Raw genomic sequence first — 17,764 nt, forward strand, 5'->3', positions numbered from 1 at the left:
CCACGGGGCTAGGTTGTCGATTCATGCGAGATGGCGCGCCGGTGAAGACCGTGCTGGTCCTCGCGGCGCTCGTGGTGGTCATCGCGGGGCTGCGGGTGGCCGGTGGGTTCTTCCTGCCGTTCATCAGCGCGCTGTTCCTCGCGGTGATCTCGGTGCCGGTGGTGCGCTTCCTCGAGCGCCGCGCGCACCTGCCCGAGGCGCTCGCGATCCTGCTCACGGTGCTGCTCGACATCGGGCTCGTCGTCGGCTTCGGCGCGCTGCTCTGGACGTCGTTCCTCGGCTTCGTGGAGGCGCTGCCCGCATACCAGCTCGCGCTCGACGACCTCGCGCACTCCACGGTCGATCTCGCGCGCTCGTGGCACCTGCCCGTCGACTACGCGCTGCTCGAGGAGCTGCGCTCGGCCGGCGCGGTGATGGGCGTGGTCGGCGACCTCGTGCACGAGCTCACGCAGATCGTGAGCAACGCGCTCATGGTGCTGCTCCTGCTCGGGTTCCTCCTCTTCGAGACCCGCGGGGCGCGCGAGAAGCTGCACCTCTTGCTCGGGCGCGCGAACCCGCACATCGAGAAGACCGCGATCGCCGCGTACGAGGTGCAGCGCTACCTCGTGGTGAAGACGGTGCTCTCGGTGCTCACCGGCGTGCTCACCGGGTGCTGGATGGCCGTCTGCGGGCTCGACTTCCCGCTGCTCTGGGGCCTGCTCGCGTTCCTCTTGAACTACATCCCGTCGCTGGGCCCCGCGATCTCGCTGGTGCCGCCGGTGCTCGTCGCGCTGCTGACGCTCGGGCCCGGCGGCGCGGCGGCGGTGGCGGCGGGGCACCTGTCGATCGGCTTCGTCATCGGCAACGTGCTCGAGCCGCGCTTGATGGGGAAGACGCTCGGGCTCTCGACGCTCGTCGTCTTCGCGTCGATGTTCTTCTTCTTCTGGCTGTGGGGCCCGGTCGGCGCGCTCTTCGCGGCGCCGCTCACGATGCTCCTGCGCAGCGCGCTCGAGGTGAACGAGGACACGCGATGGATCGCGGTCCTGCTCGGCTCGCACGAGTACGTGGAGAGCAAGCGGCGCGAGTGGGGCTGGAAGACGCTCGACGAGCGCGCGAGCGGGCTCCCGCCGCCGCCTCCGCCGGCACGGGAAGGCGACGTCCCGCCGCCCGCGGCGCCGCCCGTGGACGAGATGCTCGACACGCTGCAGCAGGTCCGCGAGCCCGGCGTCGGCAAGGACGCCGCGGAGTGATCGTCCGCGCGCTTCGCGCGCTCCCGTCCGGGACCCGCGGGACGAGCACTCCTGCAGGGGCTCACCTCTTGTGGATGAAATAGAGCGCCGCCGCGAGGAGCGGCAGCGCGATCGCGCGGCGCCAGTCCATCGCGCGCGCTTCGATCCCGAACCACCCGAAGTGATCGATCACCATCGCGGTCGTGAGCTGACCGGCGAGCGCGGCGACCATCATCGTCGTCACGCCGATGCGCGGTACGGCGACGATGATCGTGGTGACGTATGCCACGCCGAGCGCACCGCCGATCCACTGCCACCACGGTACGGACGACAGCTGCCTCAGCGAGCCACCGCCCCCCGTCAGCACCGCGACGATGCCCGCGATGACGACGCCGGTCGCGAACGACACGAAGGTCGCGTTGTACACGCCGACGGAGCGCGCGAGCGCTGCGTTGATCGGAGACTGGAACGCGATCATCGCGCCCGCGACGATCATCAATGCGACGAAGACACCGAGCTGCATGGAGCGCGCATCGTAGTCCCTCTCTGCACCACGCGCGCACGATCGCCACGCAGCGAGGCAGGACTCTACGCGAGCGAGGGATTACGCGACGTCCGCACGCCGCTCCGCGAGCGGCACGAGGCTGGCAGTGGCCCTCGGCGGTGCGAGGCGCGGGCCCGGAGCGACCGCTCGCGGGCCCGCGGACGAGGCATCGACGAGCGCGGAGGGCCGGGCTCGTCGTGTTCTGGACCTCCGGAGCTCCGCTCCGGACAGGAGGTGAGCGCCATGAGCAGCGGGATGACGCTGACCGAGTGGCTCCTCTCGCTCGGATCGCGAGACGCGCATCGGAAGCTCCTCGAGGAGGCGGGCAGCTTGCCCGCCGCCGCGTGGCGCCTCGCGAAGGCGCGCTGCGTGACCGCGCCGACGCCCTCCGAGGTGCCGACGACGCGCGAGCTGCGCGGCGCGGCCCGCGAGATCGCGCGTCGCGCGGGGCTCGGAGACGAAGTGCCCGCGGGCACCGTGCTCGCGAGCGAGTGCGAGGCGATGGGCCTGCTCGTGATCGGGTGATCGATACGGTCCGGGAGCGCGCGCTTCGGGGGAGGCGCGTCGCTCCCGGCTCAGAGGCCGGGGATCGGGATGCGCCGTCCGAGGTCGCGCAGGCCCTCTCCTGCGCGCTCGCCGAGCTCCTGCTCGAGCACGCGCGCGCCCTCGCGCAGCGCCGTCTCGGAGAGCGCGGACGCGAGCGCCTCGGACGAGAGCGAGACCTCCGGCTCGCTGAGCGATCCGCCGATCGAGAGCGGCACCTCGATCGGGCCCGCGGGCCGCACGCCCGCGATCTCGTCGATGAAGTCCGGCGAGAGCACCGCCGTGCCCGAGAGCTCGAGCGATCGATCGAGGCCGATGCGGCCGTCGAGCCGCGCGGCGCCGAACGGCGCCTCCACCGTCAGCGGCTGCCGCAGCACGACCGAGCCCTGCTCGATCCGGAACGCGATGCGGAGAGCGCCGAGATCGGTTCGCCCCTCGCGCACCGCGTCGACGCGCGCGCTGCCGCGCCCGGCGAGCCGCAGCGCGTCCCCCGCCGCCGTCGCGACGGCCGCGCTCAGATCGCCGGTCGTCAGCGTCCCGTCGTGCAGCTCGATCACGCCCGAGCCACCCGCGCTCGACTGCACGTCTTCCCAGCGCGCGCCCGCGCCGGTCGCGTCGATGCGCCCGGTGAGCGCTCCGATCAGCGGCTCGTCCCCCGAGACGTCGCGCGTCATCGCCGCGACGTCGACGCTCTCGAGGCGCGCGCGCAGCGTCCACGCCGGCACCTCGGGGCCGAGATCGACGCGCGTGCCCGACGCGACGACGCGTCCGCCGTACAGCTTCGCCTCGCCGGCCTCGAGCTCGAGCACGCCGGCGCGCAGCCGCGCGGTCGCCGCGAGATCCTGGAGCTCCAGCGGGCCGCTCACGACGCGATCGAAGCGCACCGTCCCGCGCGCGCTCGTGTCCTCGAGCGTGCGCCGTACGCCCGGCGGCACCACGTCGCGTCGCCCTTCGTCCGCGCGCTTCGCGCCCTCGGGCATCGCTGCGAGCAGCACGTCGAGATCGAGCAGCGGGCCGTGCGCGTCGAACGTCACGCGACGCGGGCTCGCCGTGAACGTGCCCGAGCCCGCGAGCTCGACGCCCGGACCGCGCAGCGACGCGCGCTCGACCTCCGCGCGGAACGTCGCGGGCGACGCGGGATCGACGCGCGCGTTCACGCGCATCGATCCCTCGGCGGGCTCGCCGCCGCGCATGCGCACCCCCGAGAGCCGCGCGTCGCCGCGCAGCTCGTAGTGCCCGTCGTCGCGCGTCGCGACGTCCGCCTCGACGCCGACTCGGCCGCCGCGCAGCACGCGCGACATCCCCGCCGGGACCACGCCGCCGAGGCGCACGAGATCGGCGTCGCGCAGCGCGATCGTCCCGCGCACCCGCGGGAAGCCGCCCTCCAGCGCGTGCGCCACGCCCGCGCCGCCTCGCGCGACGTCGAACGCCAGATCGACGTCGAGGTTCTGCGCACGGCTCGCGAGCGCCGCGCGCACCCGGAGCCGCGAGAGCGCGCGCCCGTGCATCTCGGCCTCCGCGTCGACGTCGGTGAGCGCGACGGCGGTCTCGCTCGCACCCTGCGCGCCGCGATCGATCACGCTCACCGTGCCGTCGACCGTCTCGAGCCGCGCCAGCGTCACCTCGGCCTCCGCACCGGCGCGCTCTCGCGCGAGGTCCTCCACGTTCCAGCTGCCCTCGGCGTCGCGGATCAGCTGCACGGACGGCCGCACCGCCGCGACCTCGCGGATCGCGACCTCGCGCCCGAGCGAGCGCAGGATCGGCCACGTGCGGAGCTGCACCTGGAGCTCGTCGACCTCGACGAGCGGCGGCTCACCGGCCCGACCTGCGACCCGGAGGCCCTCGATCGTCACGCGCGCGTCGGGCAGCAGCCGCCCTCGCGCGCCCTCGAACGTGACCTCGCGCCCCAGGCTCTCGGACGCGCCCGCCACGACGCGATCGACCACACGCTCGGTCAGCGCGCGCTGATCGATCGACGCGAGCACGACCACGCTCGCGATCGCGAGCGCCAGCACGACGGCGACCGAGACCAGCGCGATGCGTGCTGCGGACACGGCGCGGCGCATCCCGATCCTCTCGGTGCGCGCCTCGCCGACCGCAAGCGATCAGTCGGTGGCCTCGAGCACGACGGTGCGGCGCCCCGGCCCGCCGCACACGATCTCGACGCGCCCCGTCGCGGGATCACGCGGTGGCGTGGGCTCGATCGCGCGCTCGTCGCAGCGCACCGTGAACGAGGGCGCGAAGTACGCCGCGTCGGGCACGTACACGACGCTCGGCGCGTCGTCGGCGCGCCCTTCGTAGACGAGCTCGAAGCGCCGCGCGTCGAGGTCGTAGCGCATCGAGATCGGCTCGCCCGCGATCGCCTCGGCGTAGACGCGCGCGTGGGCGCGCACGACCGCGTCGCGCTCGGTGAACGCGCCGCTCTCCGGGTCGTAGTCGTGGAAGCCCCAGCTGCCCTGGGAATTCTCCTTCCACAGCCACACCGTCGCGCTCGTGAACGTCTCGTCGAAGAGCTCGTGCATGAAGCGCACGTAGTCGTCGGAGCCCGGCGAGTCCGGGCGGATGCCCCACTCGCCGACGAACATCGGCACGTCGAAGAGCGACGCCTCCGTCAGCCCGCGCTCGACGTTGGGCCGCAGCCGCTCGAGCGTGACCGTGTCGAGCTCGTTGCGCGGATCGCGGAACGCGAGCGTGTAGAGGTGCACCGCGTACGCGCCCCCGTCGTCGGGGAACGGCGCCGAGGCGCGCGGCCCCATCTCGGTCAGGTTCCGCACCGAGTTGGGCTCGAAGAACATCAGGTGGCGATCGTCGACCTCGCGCAGCTCCGCGGCCATGCGCGCGTGGAAGTCGACGAGCAGCCGATCGTCCGCGATCGGCTCGTTGTAGAGGTCGTAGCCGAGCACCCACGGGTCATCGGCGAAGCGCTCCGCGACGTGCCGCGCCATCGCGAAGTACGCGGCCTGCAGCATCACGTCGGTCGTGTCCTCGTCGCGCGTGTCGAAGAACCCCGCGAACGCGCGGAGCACCTGCTCGCTCGTGCGTCGCGCCTCGAGATCGCCGAGCGGTCCGCCGAGCAGCTCGTCGGGCGGCGGGTGGATCGCCCAGAGCGGCGCGCCGTCCTCGCCGATCTCCTTCGAGTACGCGTCCTGGTGGAAGTCGATCATCACGTGCACGCCCGCTTGGCGGCAGAGATCGACGACCTCCTCGAGGCGCTCGAGGTACGCCTCCGAGTACTCGCCCCGAACCGGCTCGATGCCCGACCAGTTGATCGGCAGTCGCAGCGCGCTGAGGCCGAGCGCGCGCATGCGCCGCGCGTCGTCGATCGTGAACGCGGGGATCTCCTCGAGCGGCAGGCGACCGTCGTCGAACGTCACGTCGAAGAGCCCCTCGACGCGCGCGTTGATGCCGCGGAACACGAGCACGCGATCCGCGTCGTCGCGCAAGCGCGCGCGATCGGAGCGCACCCAGGGCTGCGCGGGTGGATCCCACGGCTCGAGGACGACGGGCGCTGGATCGTCGCCGCACGAGATCAGGGTGAGCGCCATCCCCGCGAGCACGAACCGTCGATCCATCGCGACCTCACCCGAGCTTCGGCTTGAGCCCGACCTTGCCGTTCTGCACGACGATGTCGAAGTCGATCTTCCGATCGCCGTGCTTCTCGCGCAGCTTCGGCAGCATCTGCTGCACGCTCTGCGCGAGCGTCTCGTAGCGGACGTTGTCGACGCGCTCGTTGTTGCGCCGGCGCGCCTCGACGTAGCGGTCGTAGAGGCTGCGCATGTTCGCGTCGTCGAGCCCTTCGCGGCTCGCTGCGACGGGCGGACGAGGCGGCGGAGGAGGCGCGGGCGGGCGCGGCACGGCGGCCGCGGGTCGCTGCGGGAGCTGGGGGATCGCGCGCGGCGCGGAGCCGGGCGGCGCGTCGGCATGACGAAGCGGCGCGCTGGGCGCGGCGGGGGCGCCGGCGACGGGCTTCGCGAACGTCGCGGTGCCGGGCTTGCCGAACGTCGCGCTCACGGGCTTCGCGAACGTCGCGGTCGCGGGCTTCGGCGCGATCGCGGGCTTCGGCGCGGAGAGCGGCGGGGACGCGGGCAGCGGTGCGCGCAGCGCGTCGGGCGGCGCGCTGGGCCGCGGCGGCATGCTCGAGCCGAACGGCGAGAGGCGACGCGCGGGCGGAGGGACGCTCGGCTCGCGGGCCGAGGGACCGAGCGCGCCGAGGATCGCGTCGACGTCGCTGTCGTCGAACGAGAAGTTGCGCAGGTCCTCGACCTCGTCGACGTCGACGTCGAGCTCCCACGCGCCGGGCGTCTCGGCCTCGCCGTCCTTCGTGCGCTTCTTGCGCGCCTCGTCGCGGTGTCGGCGCTGCTGCGCGCGCACGACGTCGCGACGGTAGGTGCCCTCTTCGATCTGCCGGGCGATGCGCTGCCAGTACGTCACGTACGTGCCGTACTTCGCGATCAGCATCTGGGTGCGGAAGCGCAGCGCGGTGTTGCGCGGCTGGTTCTTGCGCAGGATGTCGAGCACGCGCTCGAGCTCCTTGCGCGGGATCGCCGGCTCGAGCTTCTCGATGCCCTGGAAGTACTGCTCGTAGAGCGACTTCAGGCGCGCGAGACGCACCTCCGCGTCGTGCAAGAGCTGCTCGTACTCCCCGGGGCTCATCGGTACAGCGGCACGACTGTATCGCGGACGAGGGCGCGCGCGGGAGATCGATCGCGGGACTTCGTCGGGGATCCGACAGCGCTGGAAACCGCGCGCGGTCGCCGAGCGCTCGCGGTCAGAGGGGGGTGATCCGCAGGTTGTCGAACCAGAGCTCGACCTGCCAGTCGTTGAACGCGAAGTGGTCGTGCCCGGGGCCCTCGAGCGGGCGCGGATCGTCCATCGAGACCAGCTCTTCGTCGTCGACCCACGCGGTGATGCGCGAGCCCCGGCGCTCGATGCGCATGCGGTAGGTGCGGCCCGGCTCGACGCGGCGGCGCGCGCCCACGACGCGATCGGCGCCGTGCTCGTCCATGCGCGCGAGCACGTTCATGCTGTTGCTCCAGCCGCCGAAGATCACGACGTAGCTCGTCGCGGTGTAGCTCTCGGTCGTCGCGCGCGAGCTGCCGTCGCCGAAGATCTCGACCTTGATGTCGCCGTCGGGGCTCTCGCTGCGCACGTCGAACTCGATGCGCACGTCGCGCGGGAGCGTGCGCCGGAGCCAGAGCGGGCGGTTGCGCGCGTTGCGGATGTTCAGCTGGCCATCGACGATCCGCCAGCTCGCGCCGGTGTTGTGCCAGAGGTCGCCGAGCTCCTCGCGCTCGAAGTCGTCGGTGAGGCCCTCCGCGCCGATGCCGGGATCGCCCTGGGGCGTGCACGCGGCGATCGAGGGGAGGAGCGCGAGGGTGAAGAGGAAGAGGAGGCGGCGCACGGCGGCGGAATCTAGCGCGACCCGGCGCCGCGCAACCAGCGTCGGGTGTCGTGGGCTGGCCGTGCGGCAGCCGGCGGTCGTCGTGGCGCAGCGTCCGGCGGCCGGTGCCGTGTGACTGGCGCGCGGTGCCGTGTGACTGGCGCGCGGTGCCGTGTGACTGGCGCGCGGTGCCGTGTAACTGGGCGCCGGTGCCGTGTAACTCGCCGCCCGGTGCCGTGTGACCCGCCGCCGGTGCCGTGTGACTCGCCGCCGGTGCCGTGTGACTCGCCGCCCGCTGCCGTGTAACTCGCCGCCGGTGCCGTGTGACTGGCGGCCGGTGCCGTGTAACTCGCCGCAGGTGCCGTGTGACTCGCCGCCGGTGGCGTGTCGCTCTTCAGCGCACGCTCGCGGTGATCGCGCGGGCCGCGCCGCTCATCGCGCTGCGCACCGCGCCCTGCAGCGCCTGCTCCGCGAGCCGCGCCTCCTGCTGCGCGCGCGAGGACGACGCGCGCTCCATCCCGGTCGCCGCGCCGTTGAGCGCCGCGCGGATGCTGCGCCCCGGCTCGTCCATCAGCATCAGCGCGACCTCGCAGCGCACTTGCAGGTCACGCCCGTGCGCCTGGCGATGCACGCGCGTGATCGATCCTTCGAGCCGCATGCGCGGCAGCCGCCGCCGCGCGATCTCGCGATCCGCGTCGGGCGACACACCGTCGAGCGCCGCGACGCCGCGGAGCACGAGCAGGTGACGGTGCACCTCCTGCGAGAGCATCGACTGCAGCCGCTCGTGCGTGAAGCCGCTGCGGTTCTGCATGTCGCCGAGCACGACCACGTAGCGCACCGAGCCCCAGTCGACGTCGCGCTCGCGCGGCACCACCTCGACCGAGGGCATGCGCAGCGGATCGTGCGCGGGCGGCGGCGTGCTCGACGACGCGCTCGAGGACGAGCCACCGATCGCGCGGATCGCGCGGCCCGCCGCGTCGCGCACCTCGCGCTCGCGATCGGCGAGCGCGCTGCGGAGCGAAGGGAGCGCGTCGGGGTTGCCGAGGCGACCGAGCGCCTCCGCAGCAGCCGCGCGCACCGCGGGCGAGGCGTCGGAGAGCGCGCCCGCGAGGGGGCCGGCCATCGCGGGGTCCGCGCTCGCGCCGAGCGCCATCGCGGCGCGCACGCGCGCGCGGAAGTCTCGGCTCTCGCGGAGCACGCGGAGCACCGTCGTCCGATCCTGCGCGCGCAGGGGCGCGATCGCGATCGCCGCGACGAAGATCGCTGCGAGCGCTGCGAGGAGGACGCCTCGGGTCGTCCGCGCGAGGGACGGAAGCCGGACCGCCATCGACGAGGAAGCGTCTCTCCCGCGATCGTCGTCGTCAACGGCTCGCACCGAAAACGGTGCGCCACGCTCCCACGTGCACACCGACCTTCGAGCGCCCCGTATCGTCATGCATCCCGCCGGGATCACTGCGCGAAGGTCACGCGCAGGCCGCGCACGGAGGGATCGGCCACGACGTCGATCGCACCTTCGCTCACACCGCGGGCGATCAGTGCCGCGCGGAGCCCCGCCACGCGGGCCTCGTCCGCGGCACCCCCGATCGCGACGCGGGCGCGCGTGCCCCACGATGCGATGACGAGCCGCGCGAGCTGATCGATCGCCGCGCTCGACGCGGGCGCGATCGATCCGTCCGCCGCGAAGCGCGGCGCGCTGCCCGTGATCACCCGATCGGGCGCGCCGGCGGTGCCCTCGACGCGCCATGCCGCGCGTCCGCCGGGCTCGGGGCAGCCGTCCTCGTCGGCGCGCCCGTCGACGTCCTCGGCGCGATCGCGGCACGTGTCGCTCGCGTCGAGCACGCCGTCGCGATCGTCGTCGACGTCGGGGCAGCCGTCGGCGTCGTCGATCTCGTCGCGATCCTCGGCCGCGCCCTCGCAGCGATCCACGCCCTGCGGGACGCCGTCGCCGTCGTCGTCGAGATCGGGGCAGCCGTCGTCGTCGCTCGCGCCGTCGCGATCCTCGGGCTCGGCGCGGCACGCGTCGCGATCGTCCGGCACGTCGTCGCCGTCGTCGTCGAGGTCGGGGCAGCCGTCGCCGTCGTCGTGCCCGTCGGCGTCCTCGGCGACCGCGGGGCAGGTGTCGCTCGCGTCGAGCACGCCGTCCGCGTCCTGATCGAGCTGCGGATCGTTGCAGCCGTCGTCGTCGTTGTCGCTGCCGAAGTCGGCGGCCTCGTTCGGGCAGCGATCGTCGAGGTCGGGCACCAGATCGCCGTCGTTGTCGGGCTCGGGGCAGCCGTCCTCGTCGAGGTGCTGATCGACGTCCTCGGGCAGCGTCGGGCAGTCGTCGTCGTCGTCGCCGATCTGGTCGTGATCGCGATCGTGGAAGCGCGGCGCCCACGACACGCCCGCGACGATCCGGAACGCGGTGGTGCCGACGCCGCCGGTGAGCCCGGTGCCGCCCGCGAGCGAGAGCTCGACGTCGCGCGTGGGCCGGCCGCGCACTCCGAGCAGCCACTCGACGTACGTGCTCGCCTCCTCGCCGAACGGATTCTCGAGATCGGTCGCGACGTTCACCTCGGCGAGCGCGAAGAGATCGTCGACGAAGAACGCGGGCACCTGCAGGCCGAGCCCGAAGTAGAGCTCGTTGCGGAACGGCACGCCGAGGATGCGCGGCTCGGCGAAGCGATGGCGCACGCCGACGATGCCGCCGACGCCGAGATCGAGCAGGTGGAAGTCGGCGAGCAGCGCGCCGTCGAGCTGCGGGTTGCCCTCGCTCGCGTAGGTGTCCTCGTGGCCGATCGGGACCGTGGTCGCGATCTGGATCGCGAGGCCCTCGCCCTCGTGCCGCTCGCGCTCCTCCGTCGCGTCCTCGCCGAGCAGGCGCGCGCGGACCGCGATGCGCGGGTCGCGCAGCGCGACGGTCTGGAGCGGACCGCGCATGTCGATCACCTGCGGCTCGCCGTCCTGGTAGAGGACGATCGGCGCGTCGATCACCACGGCGAAGCGGCCGAGGATGCCGAGCTGGAAGAGGAGATCACCGCCGAAGCGGTTCTCGATCGCGGGGACGGTGGAGCCGTCGGCGAGGCGCACGGTGAGCGGCTCGTGCGCGTAGCCGAGCCAGAGCGCGACGTTCCATCGCCACGGGCCGGGCGTGCGTGTGCCGGGGATCGTGAGGAAGCCGTCGCCGTCGGGCGCGGGCGCGAAGCGCTCCACGTCGAGGTTGCGCTGCGCGCGCGCGAGCGCCGGCGCGAGCAGGAGACAGACGACGGCGAAGGAAGAGACGAGGCGGGCCCGCATCGTGACGCGAGCATAGACGCTCGATGGCGCGCCGTGTTCAGCCGGCTGCGTCTCTGCGATGCTGCGCGCCGATGAGCGATCTCGACGAGGCGGAGAAGAAGCTCGCGTCGAACGACGCGGAGGGCGCGTACCTCGCGCTGCGCCCGGTGCTCGGGTATCCAGCGAGCGGGCTCGAGGAGCGCGCGCTCTTCGCGCGCGCGGCGGCAGTGCTCGCGGAGCTGTCGCGGCGCTTCGGCGCGGCGCCGCTCGCGGAGACGATCACGAAGATCGCGCGCGAGCCCGACGACGCGCGCGCGCTGTACGACGCGGGCTACGGCCTCTACGAGCAAGGCCAGTTCGACTTCGCGGCGGCGATGCTCGCGCGCGCGAACCGCATCGCGCCGGGGCAGTCCGCGATCGTCTCGGAGCTCGCGACGGCGCTCGAGCGGCTGACGCGGAGCGGCGAGGCCGCGCTCTTCCTCGATGCGTCGGGCACGCCCGAGCGCGACCCGTTCTGCGCGTACCTGAGCGGCTTCCACTGGATCATGAGCGGCGACCTCGACGTGCCGCGGAAGCGCGTGGCGCAGCTCGCGAGCCACGGCGACGAGCGCGTCGCGTTCATGCGCGGCGCGCTCGAGGGGATGCTCGCGCGCGCGGACGCGCTGCGCGCGGCGGGGATCACGCTCGACGATCGAGCGCTGACCGCGTGGCACGCGGTGCTCTCGGGATCGCTGCTGCTCCACGAGTCGCCGCACGGGCACGACCACCCGATGCGCGGGCGGTACGCGTTCGTGCAGGACACGCCGGCGCTGATGCGCGAGGGAATCGAGCGGCTCGCGGGGGTGCTCGGGCGGACGTCGCGCGTGATCGCCGCGCCCGATCGACCGAGCCGCATCCTCGCGCGCGCGGCGGCGACGCGGATGGGCGTGCCGTGCATCGACTGGACGCCCGGCGTGGAGCGCGGCGAGGGGCTCGTCGTGGCGTGGTCGCTCGAGGCGATCGAGGACACGACGTTCCTGCGCGCGCTGCACACGCACGCGCCCGGACAGCGGCTCTTCGCGCACGCGTCGTGCTGGACCGAGCCGCTCGCGTACGCGCCCGACGTGACGACGATCCTGCACCAGTCGATCACGCACCCGTGGACCGGCGGCGCGATGGTCGTCGATCCCGCGACGCAGCAGATCACGCGCGCCGCGCCCGACCCGCGCAGCGACGACGCGCTGGCGGCGGAGATCCTCGCGACGACGCAGGAGGACGAGAGCGTCACGTCGCGCGACCACGTGCTCGCGATCGCACGCGCGCTCGCGTCGCTGCCCGAGGCGCACCGGCTCGGGCTCCATCGCGCGAGCGGTCAGCGCTTCCACCAGCGCCTCGGCGGTCCGGTGCCGAGCGCGCGCTTTCTGTAGGATCGACGCATGACGCTCGAACCGCAGGTGCTCGCGCTGCTCGACGACGCGCTGTCGCGCGAGGGGCCGATGCTGTTCCTCACCGGCGCGGGGATCTCGGCGGAGAGCGGGATCCCGACGTTCCGCGGGCCCGAGGGCTACTGGACGATCGGCTCGAAGAACTATCGCGCCGAGGAGCTCGCGACGTACGAGGCGTTCACGCGCATGCCCGAGGAGGTCTGGGCCTGGTACCTCTATCGACGCAGCGTGTGCCGCGCCGCGAGCGCGAACGCGGCGCACCTCGCGCTGGTGGAGCTCGAGCGCGCGCTCGGCGATCGCTTCCTCCTCATCACGCAGAACGTCGACGGGCTGCACCTGCGCGCGGGGAGCACGCCCGCGCGCACCTTCCAGATCCACGGGAACATCGACTACCTGCGGTGCGAGGACGAGTCCCCCGAGGAGTTGCACCCGCGCATCCGCGAGATCCCCGCGGGCATCTCGCTCGAGTGGCCGAAGACGCGGCGCATCGCGGACGCGGAGCGCGCGCTGCTGCAGTGCTGTGGGCGCGGGCGATGGTCGCGCCCGCACGTGCTGTGGTTCGACGAGAGCTACGACGAGCCGCTCTTCCGCTTCGAGAGCTCGATGGACGCGGTGCGACGCGCGTCGCTCGTCGTGGTGATCGGCACGTCGGGCGCGACGACGCTGCCGAGCCACATCGTGAACGTCGCGGCGCACCGGCGCGTGCCGATGCTCGTGGTGAACCAGGACGAGAGCCCGTTCACGCAGATCGCGGAGCGCCTCTCGAGCGCAGCGGTGCTGCGCGGCACCGCGACCCAGTACGTGCCTGCGATCACGCGCGCGCTGATCGAACGTGCGTAGCTCGTACGCGCGATCGACGTGGCTCTTCGCGCGCCTCGTCGGGGTGACGTCGCTCGGCGCGTTCGTGTCGGCGCACGCGCAGCTCCACGGGCTCTTCGGCGAGGCGGGCATCCTCCCGCTCGCGCCGCGCCTCGCGCGGGTGCAGGCCGCGATGGGCGACGACGTGTGGTGGACGCGACCGACGCTGCTGCTCTCGACCGGCGCGAGCGACGACGCGCTGAGCGCGCTCTGCGTGGTCGGCGAGCTCGCGTCGCTGATGCTCGCGCTCGGCGTGCTGCCCGGGCCGAGCGCGGTGGTCGCGGCGCTCGGGTACGTGTCGATCGTCAACGTCGGCGCGCCGTTCTTCCCGCTGCAGTGGGACACGCTGCTGATCGAGACGTTGTGGCTGACCGCGCTGGTCGCGCCGTGGCGCACCGTGCTCGCGACGCCGGCGCGCGCGAGCGAGCCGCCGCACGTCGCGCGCTGGGCGCTCTGGCTGCTCGTCGCGCGGCTGATGCTCGCGAGCGGCATCGTGAAGTGGGTCGGCGACGAGGTGTGGCGCGATCTGAGCGCGCTCTCGTTCCACTACGAGACGCAGCCGCTGCCGAGCCCGCTCTCGCCGTGGATGCACGCGGGGCCGCGCTGGACGCACACGCTCGGCGCGATCGTGACGTTCGTGATCGAGCTCGCGCTGCCGTTCTTCGTCATCGCTGGTCGGCGCGCGCGCCACGTCGCAGCCGCGGGATTCCTGCTGCTCCAGGGCCTGATCGCGATCACCGGCAACTACGGGTTCTTCAACCTGCTGGCGATCGCGCTGTGCGTGCCCTTGCTCGACGACGCGGTGATCGATCGTGTGCTCCCCGCGCGATGGCGCGCGCCCGGCGTCGCGGCGGCGCGACCGTGGCAGGTCGTCGCGCCGTCCGCGATCGCATCGCTGCTGATCGTGCTTCAGATCGCGCAATTCGCGAGCTCGCTGGGCGCGCCGGTGCGCGACGAGATCGCGACGATGATGGAGCGCAGCCACGCGATCTGGGCGACGAGCTCGTACGGGCTCTTCGCCGACATGACGACCGAGCGCCCCGAGCTCGTCATCGAGGGCAGCGTCGATGGCGAGACGTGGGTCGCGTACGACTTCCGCTACAAGCCGGGCGACGATCTCGCGGAGGGCCTGCCGATCACGCTCACGCACATGCCACGCGTCGACTGGATGTTGTGGTTCGCCGCGCTCACCGGGCCCGAGGGTGCGCCATGGGTGCGCGCGCTCCAGATCGCGCTGCTCGAGCGGCGCGCACCGGTGCTCGCGCTGCTCGAGCGCGATCCGTTCGACGGAGCGGCGCCGCGCTTCGTGCGGGTGATCGAGTGGGACTACGAGCTCGCGCCGCCGGGCGGCGACGCGACGTGGACACGATCGCGACCGCGCCCGTGGGGACGCGTCGTCAGGGCGCGGTGATCGCGAGGTCGAGCTCGAACGTCTGCGGCCCGTCGAGCGCGTCGCTGTCGAGGAGCAGATAGACGGGGTTCGCCGCTGCGCCGGGGTTCGTCCACGAGAGCGTCTCGCCGCTCGACGACGACACGCCGGACGCGAGGCAGGTCGGGATCGCGGGGCAGCTGTCGACGAGCGAGAGGATGCCGTCGCCCGCGTGGCGGTACGTCGCGGTGAGCGTCGCGCCTGCGGGCAGCTCGATGCGCACCGCGGCGTCACGGCCGGGCGCGGAGCCGCCGGTGCACGAGCTGGTGACCTCGTTGAGGCTCGACGCGAGCGTCCCGCGGTACGCGCCGGCCGGCGTCGATCCCGAGGTCGGGCACCACTGCACGAGCAGCGGCGTGCGCACCGCGCCCGAGTCCGGCGTGCTGCCCGCGTCGATCGCGGCGGCATCCGCGCCCGCGTCGTCCGCGCCCGCATCGTCCTCGCCCGCATCGTCGAGACCGGCATCGAGCTCGCCCTCGCCCGCGTCGCTCGCCCCGCCGTCGATCGCGCCGCCGCCGTCGATCGCGCCGCCCGCGTCCACTCCCGCGCCGCCGTCGGTGCGGCCCGCGTCGGGGGTGCCAGCGCCGTCGTCGTCGCCGCACGCAGCGGCGAACAAGAGGCATGTCGTGATCGCAATCAGGGCGCGTCGCATCGGCGCGACTATGGCCCACCACGTCGCACCCCACGGTGCGCGTCCGCACGCGCTCGTGAGCCGTTCGCACCCGCCGTGAGCGCGCACCACATCGACGTTCGACGGTGCGCGGCGCGCGCTGCTAGCTTACCGAGCGTGTCGTTCGTCAGCGCGTTCGATCTCTTCAAGATCGGCATCGGTCCTTCGAGCTCCCACACCGTCGGCCCGATGCGCGCAGCGCGCCGGTTCTGCGAGCGCGTCGTCGAGGCGGGCGTCGCGCAGCGCGTCGCGACGGTGCGCGTCGCGCTGCACGGATCGCTCGGCCACACCGGCAAGGGCCACGGCACCGACGTCGCGGTGATGCTCGGCCTCGAGGGCGACGAGCCCGACGTCGTCGACGTCGACTCGGTGCCCGCGCGCATCGCGCGCATCGAGCGCGAGCGCACGCTGCGCCTCCACGGCGGACCGACGATCACGTTCGATCCGCGCGAGCACCTCGTGTTCCATCGCCGCGAGCGCCTGCCGCTGCACTCGAACGGCATGCGCTTCTGCGCCGAGGACGCGCGCGGCGAGGTGCTGCACGAGCGCATCTACTACTCGGTGGGCGGCGGGTTCGTGATCACGCCCGAGGGCGTCGCCGAAGGGCCCGGGGCGCATGCCGCGACCGACGTGCCGCATCCCTTCGCGAGCGGGGCGGCGCTGCTCGCGCGATGCGCGGAGCGCGGGCTCTCGATCGCGACGCTGATGATGGAGAACGAGCGCGCGCTGCGAAGCGAGCGCGAGGTGCGCGAGGGGCTCTTGCGCGTGTGGCACACGATGCAGGGCTGCATCGAGCGCGGCTGCGGGCGCGAGGGGATCCTACCTGGAGGTCTCAAGGTAAGGCGGCGCGCCGCCGCGCTGCACCGCAAGCTGCGCGCGAACGCGCGCGGCGAGCACGATCCGATGATCGCGCTCGACTGGGTCGATCTCTGGGCGCTCGCGGTGAACGAGGAGAACGCGGCGGGCGGGCGCGTCGTGACCGCGCCGACGAACGGCGCGGCCGGGATCATCCCCGCGGTGATGATGTACTACCGGCGCTTCGTGCCGAACGCCGACGACGACGGCATCGTGCGCTTCCTTCTCACGGCCGCGGCGATCGGCTCGCTCTACAAGCGCAACGCGTCGATCAGCGGCGCCGAGGTCGGCTGTCAGGGCGAGGTCGGCGTCGCGTGCTCGATGGCGGCGGGTGCCCTCGCCGAAGTGCTGGGCGGCACCCCCGAGCAGGTCGAGAACGCGGCCGAGATCGGCATGGAGCACAACCTCGGGCTCACGTGCGATCCGATCGGCGGGCTCGTCCAGGTCCCGTGCATCGAGCGCAACGCGATGGGCGCGATCAAGGCCATCAACGCGGCGCGGCTCGCGCTCCAGGGCGACGGCAAGCACCACGTCTCGCTCGACAAGGTGATCGCGACGATGCGCGCGACCGGCGCGGACATGAGCACGAAGTACAAGGAGACCGCGCGCGGCGGTCTCGCGCTCAACGTGATCGAGTGCTGACCCTGCGGGAGTGCTCGTCCCGCGGGGACCGGACGGGAGCGCCGAACGGCTGAGCCGATCTTCGTTCGCGCGCTACACGGCCGGAACGAAGATCTTGGGTGCGTGAAGCCCCGTGATCGCGGGCACGTCCATCACCGCGACCTTCGAAGGAGGCCCCATCGTGGATCGCGCTCTGATCGTTCTGCTCGTGGTCGTGTCGTTCGCGTGCGTCGCGTGTGGAGGCTCGCTCCGCTCCGGCGAGACGCTCGTGCTGCGCGAGAGCGAGCACGGGATCCTGGTGTCGGAGGAGGGCGAGGCCGAGGCGCGGCCCGATCGCGCTCGATTCCACGTCGGCGTCGAGGCGCGCCGCCCGACCGTCGCCGAGGCGCGCGACGCGGCGGCCGACGCGCAGCGCCGCGTGCTCGACGCGCTGCGCGCGAACGGCATCGGCGACGAGGACGTGCAGACGGACCAGCTGTCCGTGAATCCCGAGTACGAGTACACGGACCAGGGCCAGCGACTGCTCGGCTACACGGTGCGCAACGCGGTGCACGTGCGCGTGACCGACGTGTCGCGGCTCTCGGCGACGATCGACGCCGCGGTCGGCGCGGGCGGTGATCTGACGCGCCTCGACGGCATCCAGTTCGAGGTGTCGGATCCCTCCGAGGTGCGCGCGCGGGCGCGCGAGCAGGCGATGCAGCGCGCGCGTGCGACGGCGGAGCAGCTCGCGCGGCTCGCGGGCGTCGAGCTCGGTGAGCCGATCGCGATCGAAGAGGTCGTGCAGCACGACGGACCGCGCCCGCTGATGATGGAGGCGCGCATGGCCGCCGACACCGCGCAGGCGACGCCGATCGAGCCCGGCGTGACGCGCACGACCGTGCAGCTCCGCGTGCGCTGGTCGACGCACTGAAGGCTCTCTCGCGCGCGTCGCGATCGGACACGACGCGATGCGCGCGGCGCCGCGGTACCTCGAGCTC

15 protein-coding genes are annotated in these 17,764 nt (G+C 73.2%); 7 read left to right on the forward strand and 8 right to left on the reverse strand.

Features of this window, described 5'->3' with window-relative positions; all coding sequences use genetic code 11:
- Positions 1–23: 23 nt before the first annotated feature.
- Entirely contained in the window at positions 24–1,229 is a 1,206-nt protein-coding gene (locus DB32_RS31005) for an AI-2E family transporter (RefSeq protein ID WP_053236261.1), read from the forward strand.
- A 61-nt stretch (positions 1,230–1,290) separates the two neighbouring features.
- Here DB32_RS31005 and DB32_RS31010 read toward each other — a convergent pair whose 3' ends face one another.
- On the reverse strand, positions 1,291–1,731 hold the full coding sequence (locus DB32_RS31010) for a DMT family transporter (RefSeq protein ID WP_053236262.1): 441 nt from the start codon (positions 1,729–1,731) through the stop codon (positions 1,291–1,293).
- A 264-nt stretch (positions 1,732–1,995) separates the two neighbouring features.
- Here DB32_RS31010 and DB32_RS31015 point away from each other — a divergent pair, with 264 nt between their 5' ends.
- Positions 1,996–2,277 (forward strand): hypothetical protein, encoded by a 282-nt coding sequence (locus tag DB32_RS31015; RefSeq protein ID WP_053236263.1) that lies wholly within the window; start codon positions 1,996–1,998, stop codon positions 2,275–2,277.
- A gap of 50 nt (positions 2,278–2,327) precedes the next feature.
- Here the strand turns inward: DB32_RS31015 and DB32_RS31020 are convergent, their stop codons facing one another.
- The 6 genes from DB32_RS31020 to DB32_RS48665 form a co-directional block, all read right to left on the reverse strand.
- A complete protein-coding gene (locus tag DB32_RS31020; protein WP_169791616.1) occupies positions 2,328–4,349 on the reverse strand; it encodes an AsmA family protein in 2,022 nt (673 codons plus the stop codon).
- Between the two features lie 51 nt (positions 4,350–4,400).
- Positions 4,401–5,867, reverse strand: coding sequence for a cellulase family glycosylhydrolase (locus tag DB32_RS31025; RefSeq protein ID WP_053236265.1), 1,467 nt, complete (start codon positions 5,865–5,867; stop codon positions 4,401–4,403).
- 7 nt (positions 5,868–5,874) lie between these two features.
- Positions 5,875–6,948, reverse strand: a complete 1,074-nt coding sequence (locus DB32_RS48660) for an MXAN_5187 C-terminal domain-containing protein (protein WP_053236266.1) — start codon at positions 6,946–6,948, stop codon at positions 5,875–5,877.
- Positions 6,949–7,063: 115 nt separating this feature from the next.
- Positions 7,064–7,696 (reverse strand): 3-keto-alpha-glucoside-1,2-lyase-like domain-containing protein, encoded by a 633-nt coding sequence (locus DB32_RS31035; RefSeq protein ID WP_053236267.1) that lies wholly within the window; start codon positions 7,694–7,696, stop codon positions 7,064–7,066.
- A gap of 373 nt (positions 7,697–8,069) precedes the next feature.
- Positions 8,070–9,002: a HEAT repeat domain-containing protein gene (locus DB32_RS31040; RefSeq protein WP_053236268.1), complete on the reverse strand. Its 933-nt coding sequence runs from the start codon at positions 9,000–9,002 to the stop codon at positions 8,070–8,072.
- Positions 9,003–9,124: 122 nt separating this feature from the next.
- Positions 9,125–10,951, reverse strand: a complete 1,827-nt coding sequence (locus tag DB32_RS48665) for a hypothetical protein (RefSeq protein ID WP_053236269.1) — start codon at positions 10,949–10,951, stop codon at positions 9,125–9,127.
- 71 nt (positions 10,952–11,022) lie between these two features.
- Here DB32_RS48665 and DB32_RS31050 point away from each other — a divergent pair, with 71 nt between their 5' ends.
- Genes DB32_RS31050 through DB32_RS31060 form a run of 3 tightly spaced genes read left to right on the forward strand, consistent with a single transcriptional unit; the run spans position 11,023 to position 14,623 of the window.
- Positions 11,023–12,336, forward strand: coding sequence for a hypothetical protein (locus tag DB32_RS31050; protein WP_053236270.1), 1,314 nt, complete (start codon positions 11,023–11,025; stop codon positions 12,334–12,336).
- 9 nt (positions 12,337–12,345) lie between these two features.
- Positions 12,346–13,194: an SIR2 family NAD-dependent protein deacylase gene (locus DB32_RS31055; RefSeq protein ID WP_053236271.1), complete on the forward strand. Its 849-nt coding sequence runs from the start codon at positions 12,346–12,348 to the stop codon at positions 13,192–13,194.
- Complete coding sequence (locus DB32_RS31060) at positions 13,187–14,623, forward strand: lipase maturation factor family protein (protein ID WP_053236272.1); 1,437 nt, start codon at positions 13,187–13,189, stop codon at positions 14,621–14,623. The genes DB32_RS31055 and DB32_RS31060 overlap by 8 nt, the downstream gene beginning before the upstream one ends.
- Here DB32_RS31060 and DB32_RS31065 read toward each other — a convergent pair.
- Complete coding sequence (locus tag DB32_RS31065; protein ID WP_157069595.1) at positions 14,610–15,293, reverse strand: hypothetical protein; 684 nt, start codon at positions 15,291–15,293, stop codon at positions 14,610–14,612. The two genes, DB32_RS31060 and DB32_RS31065, sit on opposite strands and share 14 nt — an antisense overlap.
- 135 nt (positions 15,294–15,428) lie before the next feature.
- Between DB32_RS31065 and DB32_RS31070 the strand changes: the two genes are divergently transcribed.
- Positions 15,429–16,808, forward strand: a complete 1,380-nt coding sequence (locus tag DB32_RS31070; protein ID WP_053236274.1) for an L-serine ammonia-lyase — start codon at positions 15,429–15,431, stop codon at positions 16,806–16,808.
- A gap of 160 nt (positions 16,809–16,968) precedes the next feature.
- A complete protein-coding gene (locus DB32_RS31075; RefSeq protein ID WP_169791617.1) occupies positions 16,969–17,697 on the forward strand; it encodes an SIMPL domain-containing protein in 729 nt (242 codons plus the stop codon).
- Positions 17,698–17,764 lie beyond the last annotated feature (67 nt).

Origin of the sequence: Sandaracinus amylolyticus, from assembly GCF_000737325.1 — a bacterium.
GTDB lineage: Bacteria > Myxococcota_A > Polyangia > Polyangiales > Sandaracinaceae > Sandaracinus > Sandaracinus amylolyticus.

Bases quoted from the DNA above. Each gene is read 5' to 3' on its own strand.
- DB32_RS31040 (WP_053236268.1), bottom strand. From the start codon at position 9,002: ATGGCGGTCCGGCTTCCGTCCCTCGCGCGGACGACCCGAGGCGTCCTC.
- DB32_RS31055 (WP_053236271.1), top strand. From the start codon at position 12,346: ATGACGCTCGAACCGCAGGTGCTCGCGCTGCTCGACGACGCGCTGTCG.
- DB32_RS31005 (WP_053236261.1), top strand. From the start codon at position 24: ATGCGAGATGGCGCGCCGGTGAAGACCGTGCTGGTCCTCGCGGCGCTC.
- DB32_RS31015 (WP_053236263.1), top strand. From the start codon at position 1,996: ATGAGCAGCGGGATGACGCTGACCGAGTGGCTCCTCTCGCTCGGATCG.
- DB32_RS48665 (WP_053236269.1), bottom strand. From the start codon at position 10,951: ATGCGGGCCCGCCTCGTCTCTTCCTTCGCCGTCGTCTGTCTCCTGCTC.
- DB32_RS48660 (WP_053236266.1), bottom strand. From the start codon at position 6,948: ATGAGCCCCGGGGAGTACGAGCAGCTCTTGCACGACGCGGAGGTGCGT.
- DB32_RS31010 (WP_053236262.1), bottom strand. From the start codon at position 1,731: ATGCAGCTCGGTGTCTTCGTCGCATTGATGATCGTCGCGGGCGCGATG.
- DB32_RS31065 (WP_157069595.1), bottom strand. From the start codon at position 15,293: ATGCGACGCGCCCTGATTGCGATCACGACATGCCTCTTGTTCGCCGCT.
- DB32_RS31050 (WP_053236270.1), top strand. From the start codon at position 11,023: ATGAGCGATCTCGACGAGGCGGAGAAGAAGCTCGCGTCGAACGACGCG.
- DB32_RS31025 (WP_053236265.1), bottom strand. From the start codon at position 5,867: ATGGATCGACGGTTCGTGCTCGCGGGGATGGCGCTCACCCTGATCTCG.